General features: G+C 64.1%; 16 protein-coding genes. 5 read left to right on the forward strand and 11 right to left on the reverse strand.

Going from position 1 to position 22,045, the window contains the following annotated elements; all coding sequences use genetic code 11:
* Positions 1 to 56 precede the first annotated feature (56 nt).
* Together U0034_RS25265 and U0034_RS25270 are read right to left on the reverse strand one after the other, a co-directional pair.
* Positions 57 to 983 carry a hypothetical protein gene (locus tag U0034_RS25265; RefSeq protein ID WP_139831191.1) on the reverse strand — a complete coding sequence of 309 codons (927 nt, stop codon included), beginning with the start codon at positions 981 to 983 and terminating at the stop codon, positions 57 to 59.
* 661 nt (positions 984 to 1,644) lie between these two features.
* Complete coding sequence (locus tag U0034_RS25270; protein ID WP_233211810.1) at positions 1,645 to 2,619, reverse strand: nitrilase-related carbon-nitrogen hydrolase; 975 nt, start codon at positions 2,617 to 2,619, stop codon at positions 1,645 to 1,647.
* Positions 2,620 to 2,716: 97 nt separating this feature from the next.
* Here U0034_RS25270 and U0034_RS25275 point away from each other — a divergent pair, with 97 nt between their 5' ends.
* Positions 2,717 to 3,628, forward strand: a complete 912-nt coding sequence (locus tag U0034_RS25275) for a LysR family transcriptional regulator (RefSeq protein WP_085229299.1) — start codon at positions 2,717 to 2,719, stop codon at positions 3,626 to 3,628.
* 27 nt (positions 3,629 to 3,655) lie between these two features.
* On the opposite strand, the gene U0034_RS25280 is transcribed toward U0034_RS25275, so the two are convergent.
* The 4 genes from U0034_RS25280 to fdnG all read right to left on the reverse strand — a co-directional run bounded on the left by U0034_RS25280 (position 3,656) and on the right by fdnG (position 8,765).
* The gene (locus U0034_RS25280) at positions 3,656 to 3,931 is read right to left on the reverse strand and encodes a hypothetical protein (protein WP_139831192.1); all 276 of its coding nucleotides are present in this window, start codon (positions 3,929 to 3,931) and stop codon (positions 3,656 to 3,658) included.
* Between the two features lie 202 nt (positions 3,932 to 4,133).
* Complete coding sequence (locus U0034_RS25285; protein WP_085229301.1) at positions 4,134 to 4,760, reverse strand: formate dehydrogenase subunit gamma; 627 nt, start codon at positions 4,758 to 4,760, stop codon at positions 4,134 to 4,136.
* On the reverse strand, positions 4,757 to 5,680 hold the full coding sequence (gene fdxH, locus U0034_RS25290; RefSeq protein ID WP_085229302.1) for a formate dehydrogenase subunit beta: 924 nt from the start codon (positions 5,678 to 5,680) through the stop codon (positions 4,757 to 4,759). Before fdxH ends, U0034_RS25285 begins: the two co-directional genes overlap by 4 nt.
* A 13-nt stretch (positions 5,681 to 5,693) precedes the next feature.
* Positions 5,694 to 8,765, reverse strand: a complete 3,072-nt coding sequence (fdnG, locus tag U0034_RS25295; protein ID WP_085229303.1) for a formate dehydrogenase-N subunit alpha — start codon at positions 8,763 to 8,765, stop codon at positions 5,694 to 5,696.
* A gap of 168 nt (positions 8,766 to 8,933) precedes the next feature.
* Between fdnG and U0034_RS25300 the strand changes: the two genes are divergently transcribed.
* The 4 genes from U0034_RS25300 (at position 8,934) to U0034_RS25315 (ending at position 14,888) form a co-directional block, all read left to right on the forward strand.
* Positions 8,934 to 9,857 (forward strand): YihY/virulence factor BrkB family protein, encoded by a 924-nt coding sequence (locus U0034_RS25300; protein WP_085229304.1) that lies wholly within the window; start codon positions 8,934 to 8,936, stop codon positions 9,855 to 9,857.
* A gap of 308 nt (positions 9,858 to 10,165) precedes the next feature.
* Positions 10,166 to 11,329 (forward strand): porin, encoded by a 1,164-nt coding sequence (locus U0034_RS25305; protein WP_085229430.1) that lies wholly within the window; start codon positions 10,166 to 10,168, stop codon positions 11,327 to 11,329.
* A 336-nt stretch (positions 11,330 to 11,665) separates the two neighbouring features.
* Complete coding sequence (locus U0034_RS25310; RefSeq protein WP_085229305.1) at positions 11,666 to 13,333, forward strand: phospholipase C; 1,668 nt, start codon at positions 11,666 to 11,668, stop codon at positions 13,331 to 13,333.
* Positions 13,334 to 13,442: 109 nt separating this feature from the next.
* Positions 13,443 to 14,888: a cytochrome-c peroxidase gene (locus U0034_RS25315; protein ID WP_085229306.1), complete on the forward strand. Its 1,446-nt coding sequence runs from the start codon at positions 13,443 to 13,445 to the stop codon at positions 14,886 to 14,888.
* A 122-nt stretch (positions 14,889 to 15,010) separates the two neighbouring features.
* Here U0034_RS25315 and U0034_RS25320 read toward each other — a convergent pair whose 3' ends face one another.
* The 5 genes from U0034_RS25320 to galU all read right to left on the reverse strand — a co-directional run bounded on the left by U0034_RS25320 (position 15,011) and on the right by galU (position 21,995).
* A complete protein-coding gene (locus tag U0034_RS25320; RefSeq protein ID WP_085229307.1) occupies positions 15,011 to 15,457 on the reverse strand; it encodes an HU family DNA-binding protein in 447 nt (148 codons plus the stop codon).
* A gap of 261 nt (positions 15,458 to 15,718) precedes the next feature.
* Positions 15,719 to 17,830, reverse strand: a complete 2,112-nt coding sequence (locus tag U0034_RS25325) for a phosphocholine-specific phospholipase C (RefSeq protein ID WP_085229308.1) — start codon at positions 17,828 to 17,830, stop codon at positions 15,719 to 15,721.
* A gap of 314 nt (positions 17,831 to 18,144) precedes the next feature.
* Positions 18,145 to 20,253 (reverse strand): phosphocholine-specific phospholipase C, encoded by a 2,109-nt coding sequence (locus U0034_RS25330; protein WP_085229309.1) that lies wholly within the window; start codon positions 20,251 to 20,253, stop codon positions 18,145 to 18,147.
* Between the two features lie 173 nt (positions 20,254 to 20,426).
* Positions 20,427 to 20,726 (reverse strand): hypothetical protein, encoded by a 300-nt coding sequence (locus U0034_RS25335; protein ID WP_139831193.1) that lies wholly within the window; start codon positions 20,724 to 20,726, stop codon positions 20,427 to 20,429.
* Between the two features lie 384 nt (positions 20,727 to 21,110).
* Positions 21,111 to 21,995 carry a UTP--glucose-1-phosphate uridylyltransferase GalU gene (gene galU / locus U0034_RS25340; RefSeq protein ID WP_085229431.1) on the reverse strand — a complete coding sequence of 295 codons (885 nt, stop codon included), beginning with the start codon at positions 21,993 to 21,995 and terminating at the stop codon, positions 21,111 to 21,113.
* Positions 21,996 to 22,045: the final 50 nt, after the last annotated feature.

Raw genomic sequence — 22,045 nt, forward strand, 5'->3', positions numbered from 1 at the left:
TCGGCCATCGTGAGGAGCATCCCGCGCAGTAAAGTAGTCCGGTCAAACGTGCTCGATCAATCCTCTTCGAAGGAATCCTCCGAGATATCGAGCCCGGCCATGTGTGCAGCCGGTGCGGCCTGTCGGGCCTCCTCGGCGATCTCCCACAGGCGCTCCCTTCGCCTCCAATCCTCGGGGCCCAGCTTCCGATGTCCCTCCTCGACCATACTCTCGTACACCGCGAGTACCGCTCGACCGGTCTCCGGGTTCTTGTTATCTCTCGGCAAGTATGGCCCCCTGCCGGACAGCACCTGCGATCTTACCAAGTCAGGCAGCTCGTCCCCGAGGTTCGCATACATCTTTTCCGCACTCCTGTTGATGGCGGATTGACGACGAATGTCCGAATAACCGACGCGCAACGAGTCTTCATCGCGGGAGAGAGAACTGCTCGCCTCCGATGGCTCATACTCGACCTGCTGGTGGGTGTCGTCGATCCTAACCTCCCAGCGCCTCGACGAAGTATGCGCTGCGACCGACGATGAGGCCGACGGCGAGCGGCCCAACTCCGCAAGATGCGAACCGAGGCCGAGCCCATGGCCATGCTGAGTGGTGCGACGCGTGCGCGTCGTCCTGTTGCTGGAGGCGCCGCTCAGGCTGGAGGCCGCACCGCCGACGCCCGAAACCGTCGACGACCGGTCCGATTCCTGCCGGCCGGCTGCCGAGCGGCGCGTCGTTCGCGATCCGCTCGAACGTTCGGAAAACTCGGAGAGGGCGCGCACTGTGCTCGCACGACTTCTGGCGTCGTCGCCACGCCACGCCCAGTTGTTGGGGTTGCCCGGCTGCGGTGGTCCATCCGGCAAGTCTCTCAACCAGCGTAGTACTTCGCCGCTACGCGCACTCGATCGGCTGCTGCTCGCATGCGAGGATACGCTTTCTGTTTCGGGTTCCTCGGAACGGATTTCCGAATAGTCGGGCGAACCCGTTCGGCCAATTCTGCCGCTCATAATACTCTCCTGTCTTGATTTCGAATTCCCTGGTCGCGATGCAAACCCGGCAGCGGGGCCACGCGCTGGTGTGCACGAAACCCGCCGATGCAGGGGCGTATGGTTCGGGATATTGGAGCGCGCCCGAATAGCTCGAGGTGCGCTAGCCCGGATGTGCCGTTGCCGGCGTACCGTGCTCCATGAGATCGCGGATGAGACTCGACTTCGAGTTCACCCTGCCTTCGACGCTCTTCAGCGTGCGGTCGTCCCCGGCGGTGATTGACCGGGCGCGCGAGGCGCGCATCTGCCTCGATAGACCGCGTGTGATCTACGGCGTTGCCGTATTTGAAGGATTCCATGCCATAGCCCTGCTTTGCCGGATTGTGCTCGCCCGCATTGCCCATGTTCGTCGCGGCATGCGTGATGCATGCCCAAGACCCGGGGCTGCGGCGAAACGCGCAGGACATCGGTCATGACCATCCGCTGCGCCGGCCAGCAAAGGACGGCGAACGGAGTTTCGGTTACGGCGAAAATGAGAAATGGCGCTCCGGTTGGAAACGCAGGTGCATCTTGCACCATGCGTACGCACGACAACGCACCAGCGAACGAAAAGATGGCGAACGGAGCGACACGCACCTGCCGGTACGCTCCCCTTGCCGTCCGCGCAATCGAATCGCCAGGCTCACCCGCGCCTCGGGTTGCGGCCGACCACGGCAAAGCTCAGCGCAATGCTGCCGCCCGCCGTGGCCGCGCCGGCGTACCGCTCGACGCTCGAGGTCGGGCCCTCCACCGCACTCAGTACGTCGTAAAGATCCGGCTGGCGCGCAGTCATCCAGCGCCGGGCCACGCTCGATTCGGCAAGGCGCCCATCGATGGCTGCCTCGGCGACGGCACCGCAGCGTCCCGCCCCTCTCGCGAGCACACAGCCCGCCGGATCGGCGATGAACGAATCACCAAGGTCGGGCGGCCCCTTCGCGTCGCGGCCGGAAGCGCCACCCCCACTGCTGAAAATCACAAACGTTCCGTTGTCGGCCGCGCGCGCCGGCAGCGATTGCACGAACCAATCCCGCCCCATGCCCCCACCCGCGATTTCCGAGCGATCGGGCCGGTGCGGTGCGATCAGCAGCGTCGCGCCCAGCAGCGCTACGGCACGCGCGTTCTCGACCAGGTAGTTGTCGCTACCGATCAGGATGCCTGCACGCACGCCCCACGGCGTTGCAAAAACCGTATATCGGTCGCCGCCGCTCAGATGCCGATGCCCCGCGACGAAAAGCTTGCGGTGGCGGAAGCGAAGCCCTCCGGGCAGGCAGACGAGGTAGCTGTTGAAGAGCCGCCCGTCCTCCGCGCCTTCGAGCCATCCGACGCCGGCCGCTACGCCGGTACGCTCCACGACCGAGCAGACCCCGCGAAGCATCGCGCCGTCGATCGGCTCGGCCATCGAAGCGATATGGCGGCGGCGCACGGACGCCTCTTCGATCAATAACGACGCCGGTGCGAGGCACATTTCCGGGAACACGGCGAGTCGAACGCCCTGCCGTCGTGCGTCGGCCAAACGGTCGGCGATGAACGACAGGCCGCCCGGAGTGGCAAGGCGGGCGTCGTCGCACACGAATGGCATGGCGGCAACGCGAAAATCGGCAGAGGGCAAAGAGGACATGGTGCGGTTGCTGACCGGAAACTTCGTTGCCCTCATTAAACGGTGCGCGCATTCATAAGTAAAATGAATGTTTCGATCGATAAAATTACTGGACGGAATGGATATCAAGCTGCTCAAGGCGTTTCTGACTGCGGCCGAACTGCGGCATTTCAGCCGGGCTGCGGATGCGCTCCATGTCACCCAGCCCGCGTTGAGCAAGCAAATTGGCGCGCTCGAGGCGAGCCTGGGCGGCAGGCTCTTCGAGCGCGGCCGGCATGGCGCCGAACTGACCGCCTTTGGCGAAGCGTTCCTCGCCGATGCGCAAGCACTCGTACGCGACGCCGACGACATCCTCGCCCGGGCAAGAGAGGCCGCCGGCGGGCGGCGCGGCCAGTTGCGCATCGGCATCTGCATCTCGGTGCTGACCGTGGTGCCGAAGCTCATCGCCGAATTTCGCCGGCTGCATCCGCACGTCGGCATCGCGCTTTACGATCTTTCGTCGGCGGAGCAGAGCCGGCGCATCGCAGCCGGCAAGCTCGATGTCGGTTTCATGCGGCTCCCCGCGGCGGAGGGGCTCGCCTCGGTGCGCGTGGTGGAAGAAACGCTCGCACTCGCGGCACCGGCACACGCGGGCCTGGAGCGTTTGCCACGCGATCTCGCGAGCCTCAATGCGCTCGGATTCATTTCGCTCGCACGCGGGCGCGGCCCCGGGCTCTCCACCCAGATCGACCATTGGTGCAACCGGCGCAACTTCGTGCCGCAAGTGACTCAGCACGCGCAGGACATCCAGTCGTTGCTGACCTCGGTAGCCGCTGGCGTGGGCGTCGCTTTCATTCCTTCGCGCGCCGAGCATCTGCTGCGAGACGCCACCGTGCTGCCGTTGCCGGGCCGCGATGCCAAATGGAGCGTCGGGCTGGCGTGGCGCGCCGGCACGGACGACGCGGTAACGGCCCGCTTCGTCGCGTATATGCGTGCCGCTCTGCGCGAAATCGCGCGGGAAAGCGACGTGAGATCGGCCGCAGGCAACTGAAACCGACCTCGCGCCCGCTGCCAACGCTCAGATATTGGCGGGCTCCTCCACCGTGAGATCGCCGTCGAGCGCCTGCACGGTGTAGGGCACGTTCTGCGGGATGATCACCTCGATGTAGTTCGGCACGGCGGACAGCGCCGGGCAGCTTCCCGCGCTGCGGATGTTGTTCTTGTTATGGGTCTCGTAGACGACGAAATTGGCCGCCCCGAACGGATTGAGGCGCCGGATACGGATGCTGAAATGACGCAGCGTGCTGCCGGGGAAGCTGAGATGGCTCTGGCCGGGGACATTGCTCGTAGGCACGGTGGCTCTCCTTTCCAGGTTGTCCGGAGCGGCGCCGCGGCATGCGCGCCGCACGAGCGAGGGCGGGCATGCCGAACGATGCCGCGATTGCTCGTACGAGAGGGACGTGGCCAAACCGTGACCGTGAAGCGGAACGCGAGTGAGCGCAGCGGGCGCGCCGCGTTTCGGACGCCCGATGCATCCAATCGAGCGGCTTCACCTCCTACTTGATGCTCTCCCTGAACCACTTGGGATGGTGCTTGCGCGCCCAGCCGAGCGTGACTCTGCCTCGCGCCATCGCCGAGACGGAGCCCTTCACCCATATCGCGGCGTACACGTGCACGATGATGCCGACGATGAGCACGAACGCGACGGCAGCGTGAACCACCGACGCCGCGCGAATGGCGCCGACCGACAAGGCATCGCCGAAATACCGCCGCCAGATTGCGATGCCGCTGACGAGCAGCAGCACAAGGCATACGGCCATCACGAAGAAAATGACCTTCTGCCCCGCGTTGTAGCGCCCGACCGGCGGCAACTGTTCGGTGCGGCCCGTCAGCACGTCGTCGAACTGCCTGAGCCAGCGTACGTCGTCGCGATCCAGCAGGTTATGGCGCGCGACGCGCACGGCCAATGCAAGAAACGAGACGGCCATCACGAGGCCGATGAAGGGATGCAGTATCCGCGCCCACTGCCCGCCGCCGAAAAGCGCGCTGAGCCAGAACATCGCCGGGTGAAACAGGGCGAGGCCCGAAAGCGCCAGCAGGACGAACGCAATGGCGGTTATCCAGTGAAAGGCGCGCTCGCCCGGCGAATAGCGCTCGATCGTCTCCGGTTCTCGCATTCTCATGGCCGCTCCTTGCGTTGCTCGCGGATACGCTGCGCTTCCTCGGCCGCTTCGTCCTCGTCCGCCTGCGAGGTTTCGTCGGGGCCCACACGCGTGTAATGAAAGAACCCGGCCAGCACCGCCAGCGCCATGGCGCCGAGCGCCAGCGGCTTGGACAAGCCCTTCCACAGCGAAACGAGCGGGCTGATATGCGGATCGTCGGGCAGGCCGTGGTACAGCGAAGGCTGATCCGCGTGATGCAGGACATACATCACATGCGTGCCGCCCACGCCCTGCGGATCGTAAAGCCCCGCTTTCTCGAATCCGCGCTCCTTGAGATCGACGATGCGATCGGCTGCCTGCTGGCGCATGTCGTCCTTCGTGCCGAACATGATGGCGCCGGTCGGGCAGGTCTTCACGCAGGCCGGCTCCTGCCCCACGGCAACGCGATCCGAGCAGAGCGTGCATTTGTACGCGCGGTGGTCTTTCTTCGAAATGCGCGGAATGTCGAACGGGCATCCGGTCACGCAATAGCCGCAGCCGATGCAGTTTTCCTCATGAAAATCGACGATTCCGTTCGTGTACTGCACGATCGCACCCGGCGCGGGGCATGCTTTCAGGCACCCCGGGTCCTCGCAATGCATGCAGCCGTCCTTGCGGATCAGCCACTCGAGGTTGCCCGAGGGGTTCTCGTACTCGGCGAACCGCATGACGGTCCACGAATGCTCGGTCAGGTCCGCCGGGTTGTCGTAGACGCCCTGATTCGTGCCGATCTCGTCGCGCAGGTCGTTCCATTCCATGCAGGCGGCCTGACAGGCCTTGCAGCCGATGCACTTCGTGACATCGATCAGCTTGGCGACCGCGCCCGTCGCCGGCTCGCGCACGGACGGCGGCTGCACGGTGGTGGCCGAGCGCCGTTTGATATCGAGGGATTGCAAGGCCATGACGTCGCTCCTCTCAAGCCTTTTCCACTTTCACAAGGAAAGACTTGAATTCGGGTGTCTGCGAATTGCCGTCGCCAACCGACGGCGTAAGCGTATTCGCGAGATACCCGGGCTTGGCGAGCCCCGTAAACCCCCAATGCAGCGGAATGCCTACGGTCTGCACCTGCTTGCCTTCGATCACGAGCGGCTTGATGCGTTTCGTCACGACCGCAACTGCAACGATATAGCCGCGCTTGGACGACACTTTCACGCGATCCCCAGCCGCCACGCCGAGCGAGCGCGCGAGATCCTCGCCGATTTCGACGAACTGCTGCGGCTGAAGAATGGCGTTGAGCCGCACATGCTTCGTCCAATAGTGAAAGTGCTCGGTCAGGCGGTAGGTTGTCGCCACGTGCGGGAAATCGGCCACCGTGCCGAAAGCGGCCCGGTCGTCGGCGAAGACGCGGGCGGCCGGGTTGCTGACCGCCTGCGCATTGCGCGGATTGAGCGGGTTGTAGCCGAGCGGGTTTTCGAAAGGCTCGTAGTGCTCGGGAAACGGCCCTTCCACCATGGCATCGCGTACGAAAAAGCGCGCCGCGCCTTCCGCAAGCATGATGAACGGCCCCATACCGTTTTCGGGCGGCTCGTCGAGCTTGAAGTCGGGCACGTCGGCACCGCCCCAGGCCGTGCCGTTCCAGGCAATCAGCTTGCGCGACGCGTCGAACGGCTTGCCGCTCGCGTCGCACGAGGCGCGGTTATAGAGAATGCGGCGGTTGGCCGGCCACGCCCATGCCCAGCCCAGCGTCTGGCCGATGCCGGTGGGGTCCGCGTTGTCGCGCCGCGCCATCTGATTGCCGGCCTGCGTCCATGCGCCGCAGAAGATCCAGCAGCCGCTCGCGGTCGTGCCGTCGTCCTTCAACTGCGCGAATGTCGAGAGCTGATCGCCCTTCTTGACGAGCACTTTCGTCGCATCTTTCGGATCGGGCAGATCCGCCAGCGCGCGGCCGTTGTATTCCTTCGCGAGCTCCTCCGGTGTCGGGCTCTCCGGGTTCGCATACGGCCACGAAAGATTGACGATCGGGTCGGGGAATTTGCCGCCCTCCTTGCGATAAAGCGCGCGCATACGCACGAAAAGCCCGCCCATGATTTCCAGGTCGCTGCGGGCGTCCCCGGGCGGCGCCGCACCCTGCCAATGCCACTGCAGCACGCGCCCCGAGCTGACAAGCGAGCCGTTTTCCTCGGCGAAGCAGGTCGTAGGCAGGCGAAACACCTCCGTCTTGATCTTCGCGGGATCGACGTCGTTGTACTCGCCGTAATGCTTCCAGAATTCGGACGTCTCCGTGGCCAGCGGGTCCATCACCACGAGCCATTTGAGCCTGGCGAGCGCGGCGGCCGTCTTGCCCTTGCTCGGGGCCGCCGCGAGCGGGTTGAAGCCCTGCGCGATATAGCCGTTCATCTTGCCCTGGTACATCAGCTCGAGGCCCTGCATCAGGTCGTACGATTTATCGAGCTTCGGCAGATAGTCATAGGCCCAGTTGTTTTCGGCCGTGGCCGCATCGCCCCACCATGACTTCATCAGGCTCACGAAAAACGCGCGGTAGTTCTTCCAGTAGCTGAGCTGGTTCGGCCGCAGCGGCTTGAGCGCGCGCTTGTCGACGTACGCCTCGAAGTCCTGCTCGGCCTGCGCCGGCAGCGTCATGTAGCCCGTCAGCAGATTGGACATCAATCCGAGATCGGTCAGCCCCTGGATGTTCGAATGGCCGCGCAGCGCATTCATGCCGCCGCCGGCAATGCCGATGTTGCCGAGCAGCAACTGCACCATCGCCCCCGTGCGGATCATCTGCGCGCCGACGGAGTGGTGCGTCCAGCCCAGCGCGTAGAGAATCGTCGCGGCCCGGTTCGGCGCGGCTGTCGTCGCCAATATTTCGCAGACTTGCGTGAACTTGTCGCGCGGCGTGCCGCAAGCCTTTTCCACGACTTCCGGCGTGTAGCGCGCATAGTGCGCTTTCATCAGGTTGTAGACGCAGCGCGGGTGCTGCAGCGTGGGATCGGTCTTCACGAAACCGTCGTCGCCGCGCTCGTAGTCCCACGTGGATTTGTCCGCATAGCCGTGCTTGCCTGCGTCGTAGCCCGAATAAAGGCCGTCGTTGAAAGCGAAGTCCTCGCGCACGAGGAACGACATGTCCGTGTACTCGCGCACGTAGTCGTGCTGGATCTTGTCGTGCGAAAGCAGATAGTTGATGACGCCGCCGAGAAAAACGATGTCGGTGCCGGTTCGTATCGGCACGTAGAGATCGGCCACGGAGGCCGTGCGCGTGAAGCGCGGGTCGACGACGATCAAGCGCGCCTTCCTGTGCGCCTTCGCCTCGGTGACCCATTTGAACCCGCAGGGGTGCGCCTCGGCCGAATTGCCGCCCATCGCCAGAATCACGTCCGCATTCTTGATGTCGACCCAATGGTTCGTCATCGCACCGCGGCCAAACGTCGGGGCAAGACCTGCCACCGTCGGGCCGTGTCAGACACGCGCCTGATTGTCGAACGCCAACAGCCCGAAGCTGCGAACCGCCTTGTGCGTCAGATAGCCGACCTCGTTGCTGCTGGCCGACGCCGCCAGCATGCCGGTGGTCAGCCAGCGATTGACCTTGAGTCCGTCGTCGGTGGTTTCGACGAAATTGGCATCGCGATCGTCCTTCATCAGCCGCGCGATCCGGTCGAGCGCATCGTCCCAGGAGATGCGCTGCCAGCGGTCGCTGCCGGCCGCCCGATATTCCGGATAACGGAGCCGGCTCGGGCTGTGGATGAAATCGACGAGGCTCGCGCCCTTCGGGCAAAGCGTGCCGCGATTGACCGGATGGTCGGGGTCGCCCTCGACGTGCACGATACTCGGCACCGCGTTCTTCGCACCGTCGCCAAGACCGTACATGAGGATTCCGCAGCCGACCGAGCAGTACGGGCACGTATTGCGGGTCTCGATCATGCGCGAGAGCTTGTATTGCCTGACTTCGGCCAGCGCCGGCCCAGGCGAAAACCCGAGCAGGGCCACGCTCGAGCCCGCCAGCGATGCGCCCGTCAGCTTCAGGAACTGACGTCGTGAAATCTGCAGCATGTTTTCACTCCTTGCGCTTTCGAATGTTTTCGTTTTTGGGAGTGCTTAAAGTCTAGGCGCTCCCGCGCGCATAGGCGAATCCCGCGATGCTGCGACGCAGCAACAAAAACGGGCACGGCTTCTGCATGGCGGTTCGATGGCTAGTCGCACTGATAGCGGAGGCGGTCGATGGTGACATCCCAGCTGCGAATTTCGCGCGAACTCGCCCGGCGGGAGGGCGCTTGCGCGCTCGATGCGGTCACGCATTTCAGCGAGCACCGCTGTACGACGATGGCGGCCGGCATCGCGTTTTACAGTGCCTTTTCGCTCGCGCCGATGCTCGTCATGGTGATCGCCGTGGCCGGCTGGTTCTTCGGCGCGAACGCGATTCGCGGTGAAATCTTCGACGACGTTCATCAGTTGATCGGCGACGACGCGGCGCAGGCCGTTCAGATGATCGTCGCCAATGCGCGCACGCACAGCGGCACGGGCGGCTTCGCGGCGCTCGTCTCGTTCGTGGCGCTGGCGCTGGGGGCGTCGGCCACCTTTGCCGCGCTCAACAGCGCGCTGTCCATCGTGTGGCCCGTGCCCGCCGTCAGCCGCACCTTGACGAGCGTCGTCGCACTCGTCAAGGTGCGGCTCATCTCGTTCGGGCTCGTGCTGGGCGTCGCCTTTCTTTCCATCGTTTCGCTCGTGCTCGACACGGTCATCACGTTCGTCGGCGAATGGCTCTGGGGCGGGACGCCTTACGCCGTTGCCGGCGATCTGCTGCAGTTGAGCTTCGGGCTGGCCGTGCTCGCGCTTTCTTTCGCCGCCTTGCTGAAGTTCCTGCCCGACGCGCACGTGCCATGGCGCGACGCGGTAACGGGCGGCATTGTCGCCGCGCTGCTGTTTTCCGGTGGGAAAAAGGTATTCGCGCTCTATCTCGCCCATGCCGGGATGGCCAATGCGTTCGGCGCGGCCGGATCGCTCGCCGCCCTGCTCATGTGGCTTTATTTCTCGGCGGCCGTTTTGCTGCTCGGCGCCGAATTTGCCGCCGCGCGCGGCCGGCAACGGCGTTTGCGTCAGACCGAAGCCGCCGCCGCAGCCGGTATTGCGCGCGCCGGGCGGTGAACGCGGCACGGCGGCAGCGGTCCGTCGGACAAAGTTACGCCGTATTGAACCTTTTCACGGAACGCCAATCCAATTGCGCGCTCGCGCTGATTCAATTCCGAGTACCAATCAAGCATTGGAAATGAATCGTTAGATAATCCGGGCGGCATTTCGTATGCCGCAATGCGCGCGCTCGCCCCCGAAGCGGCCTGCTGCCGCTGGTGTTTCGTTTTGGAGACACTTTTGTTTTTTTTCGTTCGTGGCGGCGAGGACATTGCGATATTCTCCGTTGCGCAACAGTTTCCATAAATCATTCGCGTGGAGAAATGATGAAAAAAATCGCATTGTCGACGCTCTCGCTCGCCCTGCTGGGTGCAGCCGGCGCCGCCCAAGCGCAAAACAGCGTGACCCTGTATGGTGTCATCGATACGTCGATCACCTATGTCCGCCATCAGTCCGGCTCGGACAACGGTTGGAACATGGGCAGCGGCAACCTGTCGGGCAGCCGCTGGGGCCTGAAGGGCCAGGAAGATCTGGGCAACGGTCTGGCTGCGATTTTCCAATTGGAAAACGGCTTTAACTCGGCGAACGGCCAACTCGGCCAAGGTTCGCGCATGTTCGGTCGTCAAGCCTTCGTTGGCCTCCAGAGCAACCAGTTCGGTACGGTAACGCTCGGCCGCCAGTATGACCCGGTCGTCGACCTCGTTCAGCCGCTCACGGGCGACAACTACTTCGGCAGCGTGTTCGCCACGCCGGGCGACGTCGACAACAACGACAACAGCTCCCGTACGAGCAACTCCATCAAGTACCTGTCGCCGAACTACGCAGGCTTCCAGTTCGAAGGCATGTACTCGCTGGGTGGCGTAGCAGGCAAGACGGGTGCGGGCCAAACGTGGGCAGCGGCTGTTGCTTACAACAATGGCCCGCTCGGTATCGCCGGCGGCTATTTCCACGCTGACAACAGCAACGGCGCGCGCGTCGTCGACGCCAACAACGGCACCGGCTGGTCGAGCACGTCGGATGGCACGTTCGACGGCCCGATCAACTTCGCATATCAAACGGCGAAGTCGATCGGCATCGCGCAGGTCGCAGCTCAGTACTCGATTGGCCCCGTCACGTTCGGCGCGGGTTACAGCAACTCGCAGTACAAGGCTGATGGCCACTCGGCATTCGGCACGGAGAAGTACAACACGGGCCGCGGCTTCGTAAACTACCAGGTCACGCCGGCTCTGCTGGCTGGCCTCGGCTACAGCTACACGAAGTCGAGCGGCGACACGTCGGCCAAGTACCACCAGATCTCGCTCGGCGCCGACTACTCGCTGTCGAAGCGCACGGACGTCTACCTGGTTGGCGCATGGCAGCACGCAAGCGGCGACCAGCGCAGCGCGTCAACCGGTGCGATCGTCAGCGCCCAGGCTTCGGTCGGTTCGTACGGCTACGCTGGCACGAGCAACCAGGCCGTCGTCGCGGCTGGTCTGCGTCACCGCTTCTAATAGCTCCAATCGGGCATCGCCCGAACCGCGGCTGCCGAGTTCCCTCGGTAGCCGACATACCTCAAAGCCGGCCGAGCACACGCTCCGCCGGCTTTTTTCTTTCCGCGCGCATTACAGCGTCATCGCACAGAACCGTCTGGCGAAACGAATCAGAAAGCTCGCCGCGCCCTTCCCGAAAGCAACCTGCCTCGGGCGCTTCATCCGCGCATGGTCCAATGCGCCCGGTCCCCAAAAAACCGACTCGTGCCCGGCGCTGCGCATATCGTCGCAGCGGAGAAAGGCGACGACAGCCGTCGCGTAGCGCCGCGCGCACCCACGCCCAGACCAGGAGCCTTCATGTTTCGCCGGAAAGTTCTGCCCGCCGCGCTGGCGGCCGTATCGCTGCTCGCGATTGCCGCGTGCGGCAGCAGCAACGACTCGTCGCCGTCCCAAACGAGCACGCTGAGCGCTCAGGACGCGCTCGCCACCTCCACGCCGATCAAGCACGTTGTCGTGATCTATAACGAAAACGTCTCGTTCGATCATTACTTCGCCACCTACCCGAACGCGACGAACCCCACCGGTGAGCCGGCATTCGCCGCGGCCGCCAATACGCCGACCGTCAATGGTCTGTCGGGCACGCTGCTCACGAACAATCCCAACTTCACGAATACGGCTAACGGCACGGGCGCGGCCAACCCGTTCCGCCTCGACCGCACGCAGGCCGCCACGGCCGACCAGAACCACGCGTATACGGCCGAGCAGCAGGCCTACGACAACGGCCTTGCCGACCTCTTCCCCAAGTACACGGGCAAAGGCACGAGCGGCGGCGCCGGCGCATTCGGCACGACGGGTCAGGTCATGGGCTACTACGACGGCAATACCGTGACCGCGCTCTGGAACTACGCGCAGAACTACGCCATGAGCGACAACGCCTACACGGACACCTACGGCCCGTCGACGCCGGGTGCGCTCGAGGCGATCTCGGGGCAGACGAACGGCATGCAGATCGTCAAATCGTCGAGGACGTCCTATTACGTCAACGACGGCCAGGGCGGATTCACGATGATCAACGACGTCGATCCGGCCAACGATATCTGTTCGAGCACAACGGATACCGCATTGATGGCGGGCAAGAACATCGGCGATCTGCTCAACGCGAAGAGCATCACGTGGGGCGGCTTCATGGGCGGCTTCAACCTCTCGACGACGAATGCCAACGGCACGACGAACTGCAGCCGCAGCACGCTTTCGAGCATCGTCAATGCATCCACGGCCGACTACATCCCGCATCACAACTGGTTCCAGTACTACACGTCGACGGCCAACCCGCAGCACTTGCGCCCGAGCTCGACGGCGGCTGTCGGCTACACGCTGCAAGCGGACGGCAAGACCGCCGACCCGGCCAACCACCAATACGACAGCGACGATTTCTTTGCCGCTGTCAAAGCGGGCAACTTCCCGTCCGTCAGCTTCGTCAAAGCCCCCGCTTACCAGGATGGCCATGCCGGCTACTCCGATCCGCTCGACGAGCAGGCATTCACGGCGAAGGTCGTCAACTTCCTCCAGCAGCAGCCCGACTGGAAAAACACGGCCGTGATCGTGACCTGGGACGACTCCGACGGATGGTATGACCATGCCTACACCGCGCCCACGAGCGCGTCGTTCGACTCGGTCGCGGATCAGGTGAACGGCTCGGGGATCTGCGGCACCGGCACGGCGCCGAACGGTCTGAACGGCAAACCGGTCAACGGCCGCTGCGGCCCCGGCACGCGCATTCCGTTTGTCGTGATCTCGCCGTATGCGAAGAAGAACTACGTTTCGCATGCGCTGATTTCGCAGGCTTCGATCGTGCGCTTCATCGAGGACAACTGGCTCGCCGGCCAGCGCATCGGCGGCGGCTCGTTCGACGCCACCGCGGGCGACATCAGCGACCTCTTCGACTTCAAGTCCACGCCGAACACGACGCCCGTCTATGTCGATCCGAACCTCGGCACCGTCGTCGCCACGCCGCCGCAAACCTGATCCGCACGCATTACGGGCGCGCCACACATAGCGCTGCCCACGCGGTGCCACAGTCCTTCGCAAAGGGCTGTGGCTTTTTCCTCGTGAAAGAGTCGAGTTTCGTTCTCCGATGCAAACGCCCACCACTGTCCCGACCGAGCACACAGCCGCCGCGTCCAGGCAACGCCCGCGCACCCGCATCGCGGTATTCGCCGTATTTGCCGCCTTGACGGCGGCATCGGTCCTTGCCTGCGCCGCCGCGCTCGCGTTCGCCTATCCGCAGTACGCCCCGCCCGCCGTCGGCGATCTCGTCGAAACGCTGACGGGCGCGAATCCGCATCCGGTTTCCCTGCGGCGGCCGCAAACGGCACCGCTCAGTGCGATGGCGATGCTCGGCAAGCGCATCTTCTTCGATCCGACACTCTCGGCATCGGGCCGGCTATCGTGTGCCTCGTGCCACAGCCCCGAGCATGCCTACGGACCGCCGAACGCGCTGCCCGTGCAATTCGGCGGCGCGTCGATGACGCTGCAAGGCGTTCGCCCGCCGCCATCGCTGATGTATCTTTACCGTCAGCCGAATTTCAGCATCGGGCCTTCGCAGGCCGATGCCGACGAGCCCGCAAACGTGGCGCAGGCGGCACAGCAGGCATCCGGTGCGGCCCGATCGCAGAAACAGGCGGGAGCGGCTCCGGCAGCGGCCGAGATGGTGCCGCAAGGCGGCATGTTCTGGGACGGGCGCGCCGATACGCTGCAGGCGCAGGCGTTCGGCCCATTGCTCAACCCGGTCGAGATGGCCAATGCGAGCGAGGATGCCGCGGCTGAAAAGATCGCGAAGAGCGCCTACCGCGACGATTTCGCGCGGCTTTTCGGGGCGAACGTCTTCAACGACAAACGTCTTTTGCTGTCCGAGGCCATGTTCGCGGTAGCGCGCTATCAGGTCGAAGACCCGTCGTTCCATCCTTATTCGAGCAAGTACGACTACTGGCTCGAAGGAAAGGCACATTTGACGCGGGCGGAAATACGCGGCCTGCGTATCTTCAACGACCCTCAAAAGGCGAACTGCGCGGGGTGCCATCTTTCTCAGCCGAGCAAGGACGGGCAGCCGCCGATGTTTACCGATTTCGAATACGAGGCACTCGGGGTACCGCGCAACCGGCACCTGAGCGTCAATCGCAACTCCGGCTATTACGACATGGGATTGTGCGGCCCGTATCGCACCGATCTGGCCTCGCAGACGCAGTATTGCGGGATGTTCCTCACGCCGTCGCTGCGCAACGCCGCCACGCGTAAGGCATTTTTTCACAACGGCGTGTACGGCACGCTCGAGCAGGTCATCGCGTTCTACAACGAGCGCGATCTCGCACCGGGCAAGATCTACCCGCGCGATGCCCGGGGCAAGGTCGAGCAATACGACGATCTGCCGGCCCGATACCACGGGAACATCGACAAGGCGGACGCACCGTTCGACCGCAAGCCCGGCGACCCGCTCGCGATGACCGAAGCCGATATCGCCGATCTCGTGGCCTTCCTCCACACGCTGACCGACGGCTATCGGCCCGCGTCGGACAAGCGTTGAACGACCGGTGCCCCGCGCCGTTCAACGAAAAAGCCCCGCGAATTCCGAAGATTCGCGGGGCTTGCACTTGCAGCAAAGCGTGATGCCTCGATGTCTTGATGCCTTGATGCTTCGAGGGCGTCTTAGCCTGCGGCAGCGTCCTTCAGCTTCTTCAGCGCGCGGGCCTTGATGCGCACCGAAGCCGGCTTCGCCGGGAACCAGCGCTCCTCGCCCGTGAACGGATCCTTGCCGAAGCGCCGCTTTTTCGCCGGCACGGCTTGCACGACGATCTTCAGCAGGCCCGACAGCGTGAACTCGCCGGCACCCTTCTTGTGCACCGAACCGAGGATCGTGTCTTCGAGGGCAGCCAGAACCGCCTTGACCGACTTCGGCTCGACAGCCGAACGCTCCGCGAGGTGAGCAGCCAGCGAGGCCTTCGTGAAGGTGTCCTTGATCGGCGACGCAGCGCCGGACGCCTTCACGGCGACCTTCTTAGCCGCGACTTTCTTCGCGGGTACCTTCTTCACAGCTGCTTTCTTCGCCGGTGCGGCGGCAGCCTTTTTCGCAACCTTCTTTGCGGAAGTCGACATGTTTCTCCTACCTGTTGGTCGTTGAACGCACGAAGCCGACGCATATGCGCCGCTTCAACGCCGGATTCTACAAGCGCTGCGCGATTTCATGCATTACTTTTATGCGCCCCAGGCCCTTTGACGGCCTCGAATGTTGCGCGCGGCAGACTGTCGAGTATCGCAACGCCCTTGTTTTACGGGGCAAAAACGACGTGTCGTCTCGCAAACGCCCGACGCCCCCCGCGAAAACGTCCGACTCCGCATCGGGTAAATCCGTACGCATCATGACATCCCGAACCCGGGATCGCTCATGCTGCTGCGCCCGGTCTCCACATGTCCCGCCAAAACACGCTCGAATTCGGGATCGCCGGTAACGGTCACGGCGAAATCGTACCAGCCGTGAAACGCGCGCAAGTCGAGGTAGATGTTCGCGGCGTCGCCTCCCGTTACCGTGTAGCGCGTCGTTTTGCCGTCATAGTCGTTGGCGACCGAGAATTCGCAGGCGGCTGTGCCGAGATTCCTGAGCCGCAGGCCGAGGTTGCCGTTGGCCACGTCGTACGCTTCGGCCACTTCCGGCACCGCTGTCGCCCCGCCCGCTTGCCGCGTGTCGACGGCAATACCCTTGAAGCGCCGGTAAAATCCGTTCGGCCCATGAACGGCCCACGCATAGCGTCCTTGCGCATCGAGCAGGAACTCGTCCGCCAGGCGCTTATGCGCTTCCACGGCATAGGCACGCGGCGGCATCGTCCCGCCAAGCGAATAAAGGTGAAACGCCGCTCCGCTCGTGCCGCGGCTGACGAACTCCAGGCCGAAGGTCCCTTTCGCGCCGTTCGGCTTGCCGAGCACGAAGAGCTCGTAAGGCAACGCGCGCGCCGGCCGGACCCCCGGTTCCTGCACGGGCTTCGACTGGCTGAGCGGCGGCAGCGGAATGTAGCTGAAATGCCGCTTCCTATCGACGGGCACGTATGCACTCGTACCCGGCAGCGTCGTCGGCCATTGCGCATTCGGGTTCGCAAAATCGAATGCGCTCGTCAGATCGCCGCAAACCGCCTTGCGCCAGGCCGTGATGTTCGCCGACAACGAATTGCGCCCGCGGCCGAAGCGCCTTTCGATGAAGCGGATGATCGACGTATGATCGAACGTCTCCGAACAGACCCATCCACCTTTCGTCCAGGGCGAGACGATCAGCGTCGGTACGCGCGGCCCGAGTCCGTAGGGGCCGGCCGCTTTGCCGGGCGCACCGCCGAAGTATTCGTTGGTGGTATCGACGGTGGAGCGGCCCGTCGCGTCGGACCACGGCGCGAAAGGCGGGGGCACGTGATCGAAGAAACCGTCGTTCTCGTCGTAGGTGAGGATGAGTGCCGTCTTGCTCCAGACGGCGGCGTTCGACGTCAATGCCTGCAGCACCTGATCGACGTACCATGCACCGTAGTTCGGTGGCCAGTTCGGATGCTCCGAGTAGGCTTCGGGCGCCACGATCCATGACACCTGCGGCAGCGTGCCACCTTGCACGTCGGCCTTCAGGATGTCGAAATACCCGCCGCTCGCGGCCACGTTCGTACCCGTGCGCGCGTTGTCGTAGAGCGGGCTGCCCGGCTGCGCATTGCGGAACTGATCGAAGTAGAGCAGCGAGTTGTCGCCGTAGTTGCCGACGAACGGATCGCGCGTCCAGCCCCACGATCCGCTCGCATCGAGGCCAAGGCCGACGTCCTGATAGATCTTCCACGTAATGCCCGCTGCCTGCAGCATCTCCGGGCACGTCGACCACGAATAGCCCGCTTCCGCATTATCGATGACGGGGCCGCCACCCACACCGTCGTTGCCGATCGACCCCGTCCACATGTAGTAGCGGTTCGGATCGGTCGGCATCATGCCCGAGCAGTGGTAGCCATCGCAGATCGTGAACGCATCGGCCAGTTGGTAGTGGAATGGGATGTCGCCGCGCGTGAGGTGGGCCATCGTCAAGGGCCCCTTCGCCATGATCCAGCGGTCGTAACGTCCGCCGTGCCAGGCCAGCTGCGTCGTCGCCCAGTCATGCAGCAAGCCCTGCATGTATTGCATGCCGAGTTCGGCGGCGTCGGGGCGAAAAGGCAGGACGTGGCCCATGCCGGCGACGATCGGCTGATACCAGACGGGCTTGCCGTTCGGCAATTCGATTGCATGGCGGTCGCCGTATCCACGCACGCCGCGCAGCGTGCCGAAGTAATGATCGAACGAGCGATTCTCCTGCATCAGGATCACGATGTGCTCGATGTCATCGATGCTGCGCGTCGCATCGTTCGCGGGAATCGCGAGCGCGCGTCGAATTCCGGCGGGCACGACGCCCATCGAAGCGATGACGCCTGCTGCCTGCGCAGCGGCACGAAAAAAATCGCGGCGGCTTCTCGAGGTCATTTTCGATCTATGTCCGGTGGCGTCGTTGAAACCGGCGGCCCGCGCCGAAACAGCGTTGCGACGCCTGGGCCGTCGAATAAAGAGATAGACGACGTTATGGACCACGGAAGGGCCCATCGCAAACGAAAACCGGCGCGTTAGAAAAGAGGATCGAGAGAGGGAACAGCGAAAACGTTGCGCAGCGACTTCGTCATGCAGCGGGTTGCACGCAGCGTGTCCGTGGGGACCCGTGCGACAGGCATTGCGCGGATCGGGGGGCGTACGCGTCGAGCGACGCACGCGATCGTTGCGATCGCGCCGCCCCCCCTTTCCGATCAGGCCTCGCCCAAGGCGGGATCGCTCATGCTGTTGCGGCCCGTCTCGACGTGGCCGGCCAGTGCCCGCACGAACGAAGCGTCGGTATCGACGCTGACGACGAGATCGTACCAGCCGTGCCACGCGCGCAGATCGATGTACAGGTCCACGGCTTCGCCGCCGCGCACGCGCCGCGTCGTCTTATGGCCATCGTAGACATTGAGCACCGTGAAACGGCAAGCCGCGGTGCCTTCGTTCTTGAGGCGCAGCGAAACGTTGCCGTTCGCAACGTCGTAGGACTCCCGCACCTCAGGCACGGCCGCGCGGGCACTCCACCAATGCGTCGCCACAGCCTTGCCGGCGAAGCGGCGCATGAATCCGTTCGGACCGTGCACGACGTAGTCATAGCCGCCGTCGAGACCTAGCGAGACGTCGTCGGCGAGGCGCTTGCCCGCCTCGACCGTATACGCGCGCGGCGCGTCGAGCGTATGCCGGTGGTAGAGCTGGAACGCAGCACCGGCGTCGCCCGTATTGACGAATTCGACGTGCAGCTTGCCGCCATGCGCATGCGTATGCGCACGCACAAACAGCTCGTAAGGCAATGCACGCGCGAGCCGCACGCCCGGCTCCTGGCTCGGCTTCGACTGCACGAGCGGCGGCAGCGGCACGTAATCCGGATGGCGCTGTTTGTCGGCAGGCACGTAGCCGCTCGTCCCGGGCAGCGCCGGAAACGCCGCATTCGGATGCCGGAAGTCGAACGCGCTCGTCAGATCGCCGCATATCGTCCGGCGCCACGGCGTGACGTTCGGCGACAACAGATTGCGCCCATGGCCGAAACGCTTTTCGATAAAGCGGATGATCGACGTATGATCGAAAGTCTCCGAGCAGACCCATCCGCCCTTCGACCAGGGCGAGACGACGAGCATCGGCACGCGCGGGCCAAGTCCATAGGGGCCCGCCGGGTTCGTGCCTTTGCCGGGGTAGTATTCGTTCGCCGTATCGACGGTCGAACGGCCCGCCGTATCGGACCACGGCGCATACGGCGGCGCGATGTGATCGAAGAAGCCGTCGTTCTCGTCGTAGGTGATCAGCAGCGCGGTCTTGCTCCACAGCGTCGGATTCGACGTGAGCACCTGCAACACCTGATCGACATACCATGCGCCGTAATTGGCCGGCCAGTTCGGGTGCTCCGTATAGGCTTCGGGCGCCACGATCCACGACACCTGCGGCAGCGTGCCATTGGCCACGTCGGCCTTCAGAACGTCGAAATACCCGCCGCTCACCGCCACGTTCGTGCCCGTGCGCGCGTTGTCGTAGAGCGGGCTGCCCGGCTGCGCGTTACGATATTGGTCGAAGTAGAGCAGCGAGTTATCGCCATAGTTGCCGATGAAGGCGTCCTGCGTCCAGCCCCAGGAGCCGTTCGCATCGAGCCCCGTGCCGATATCCTGATAGATCTTCCACGTAATGCCCGCTGCCTGCAGCATCTCCGGATAGGTCGACCACGAATAGCCCGCCTCGGCGTTGTCGATGACGGGGCCGCCGCCGCTGCCGTCGTTGCCGACCCAGCCCGTCCACATGTAGTAGCGGTTCGGATCGGTCGGCGTCATGCCCGAACAGTGATAGGCATCGCAGATCGTAAACGCGTCGGCCAGTTGGTAGTGGAACGGGATGTCCTCGCGCGTGAGATAGGCCATCGTCGTCGTGCCCTTCGCCGGCACCCACTGATCGTAGCGGCCGCCGTTCCAGGCCGCTTGCGTCGTCGTCCAGTCGTGCGGCAGATCCTGCAGGAATTGCAGGCCGAGATCGGGGGCGCTCGGGCGGAAAGGCAACACGTGGCCCAGGCCGGCCGCCAGCGGCTGATACCAGACGGGCTTGCCGTTCGGCAACTCGATCGCGCGGCGGTCGCCATATCCGCGCACGCCGCGCAGCGTGCCGAAGTAATGATCGAACGAGCGGTTCTCCTGCATCAGGATCACGATGTGCTCGATGTCGTTGATGCTGCGCGTCGCATCGTTCGCGGGGATCGCGAGCGCCTGGCGAATGCCGGCAGGCAACGCACCCATTGCGGCGGCGGCGCCTGCCGCCTGAGCGGCGGCGCGCATAAAATCACGGCGGCTTGTCGAGGTCATTTTGGATTCGTATCGGCTAAAAGAGGATCGGCTAAATGCGAATGGGACGGCGACGCGCTCGCGGCACCGTCGACGGCTATTTCGAAAACCAACAACGCGAAGCGAACAACGGGACAACTCATTTCTCGGCGATGGCGGCACGCCGCAGCGGGGGCGAGCCCGCCGCGTGCCGCTCACTCGGCCGTATGCATCACCGGCGGCAGCAATGCGCCCGATGCCGGCATTGACGGCTCGTCGCGCGGAACAGCAAATCGTTGCGCCAATGGCCGGCTGCTGCCGCCGGGCGTATCGGTATCGCGTGGCGCCGCGCCCGCGCCCGGAAGCATCGGTACCCGCTCCGGATTCGATGCCGCCGCGCCGCCGCTGCCTTCGTCGCGACCGCCGCATCCCGCACCGCCCGCGGCCATCGCCGCGCCGAGCAGCACGAGTGCAAGCCGACGCAGCGTCGCAGTGCGTCTTGTCCGCGTTTTCATACGCGCGTTTCCTCCGCAATCGCCGGCCAGCCGTCGGCTGTTTTCTTCCTTGTGTTCACTCATGCAAAAAGCATTCGAATGGCGCACAAGATAGAAACGAATCGTGTCTGATTGATGAAGAACGTTATGGATCAATCGCCCGCATCGCTCAATGGCGGCACGATTGCATTAGAAGAAAAATTCGGGATGGGGAACGGCGGGAAATGCGGGTAAAACTCGCATGCGGCGGGAACTACGAGCAGACGGTAACAGGAGGGGGAAGTGGCGGCGCATCGATGCGCGCAAACGTGCAGCGGCACCGCACGCAGGAAGGCGCGGGGATTCGGCGCGCTTATCGCCCGCCGGGGGGCGGGCGATAAGCGCGGGCAATAATGCAGCGACTGCTCAGGAAGCGGTCATGTGCGCGATGCAATCGCGCAGATAAGTATCGAACTGCTCGCCGATCTCGGGATGCCGCAGCGCGAACTCGACCGTGGCTTTCAGATAGCCGAGCTTGCTGCCGCAATCGAAACGCGTGCCGTAGTAGCGATAGGCCAGCACCTGCTCCTCGGCCAGCAACGAATGAAGCGCGTCCGTGAGCTGAAGTTCGCCCAGCACGCCGGCCTCGAGCTTGCGCAGATGCGAGAAGATGCTCGGCATCAGCACGTAGCGCCCGACCACGCCGAGATTCGACGGCGCGGCATCGGGAGCGGGTTTCTCGACGATGCCCGACAGCTTGAAGATATCCTCCTCCCATTCGCGGCCCTCGACCACGCCGTAGGAACGGCTGTCCTCGCGTGCGATGGCTTCCACGCCCACGATCGAGCTGTGATAGTGGTTGAACACGTCGATCATCTGCTTCATGACGGGCTGTTCGCCATAAAGCAGGTCGTCGGCCAATATCACGGCGAACGGGCTGTCCGCCACGAGCTTCTCCGCGCAGAGCACCGCGTGGCCGAGACCGCGCGCCGCCGGCTGACGCACGTAGAAGCAATCCACGTGGCTCGGCTTGATGTTACGCACGAGATCGAGCAGCTTGTCCTTGCCGCGCGCCTCGAGTTCGGCCTCTATCTCATACGAGGTATCGAAGTGATCTTCGATGGCCCGTTTGCCACGGCCCGTCACGAAGATCAACTCGGTGATACCTGCTGCAACTGCCTCCTCCACCGCATATTGAATGAGCGGCTTGTCGACTATGGGCAGCATCTCCTTGGGGCTCGCCTTCGTGGCGGGCAGGAATCGGGTTCCAAGCCCCGCCACCGGAAATACCGCTTTGGTGACTTTCAACATCATTCATCCCCTTCTGGGAAGTCGTTATCAACGCTCCAAAATAGAACTAC

The organism is Trinickia caryophylli (assembly GCF_034424545.1).
Taxonomy (GTDB): Bacteria; Pseudomonadota; Gammaproteobacteria; order Burkholderiales; family Burkholderiaceae; genus Trinickia; species Trinickia caryophylli.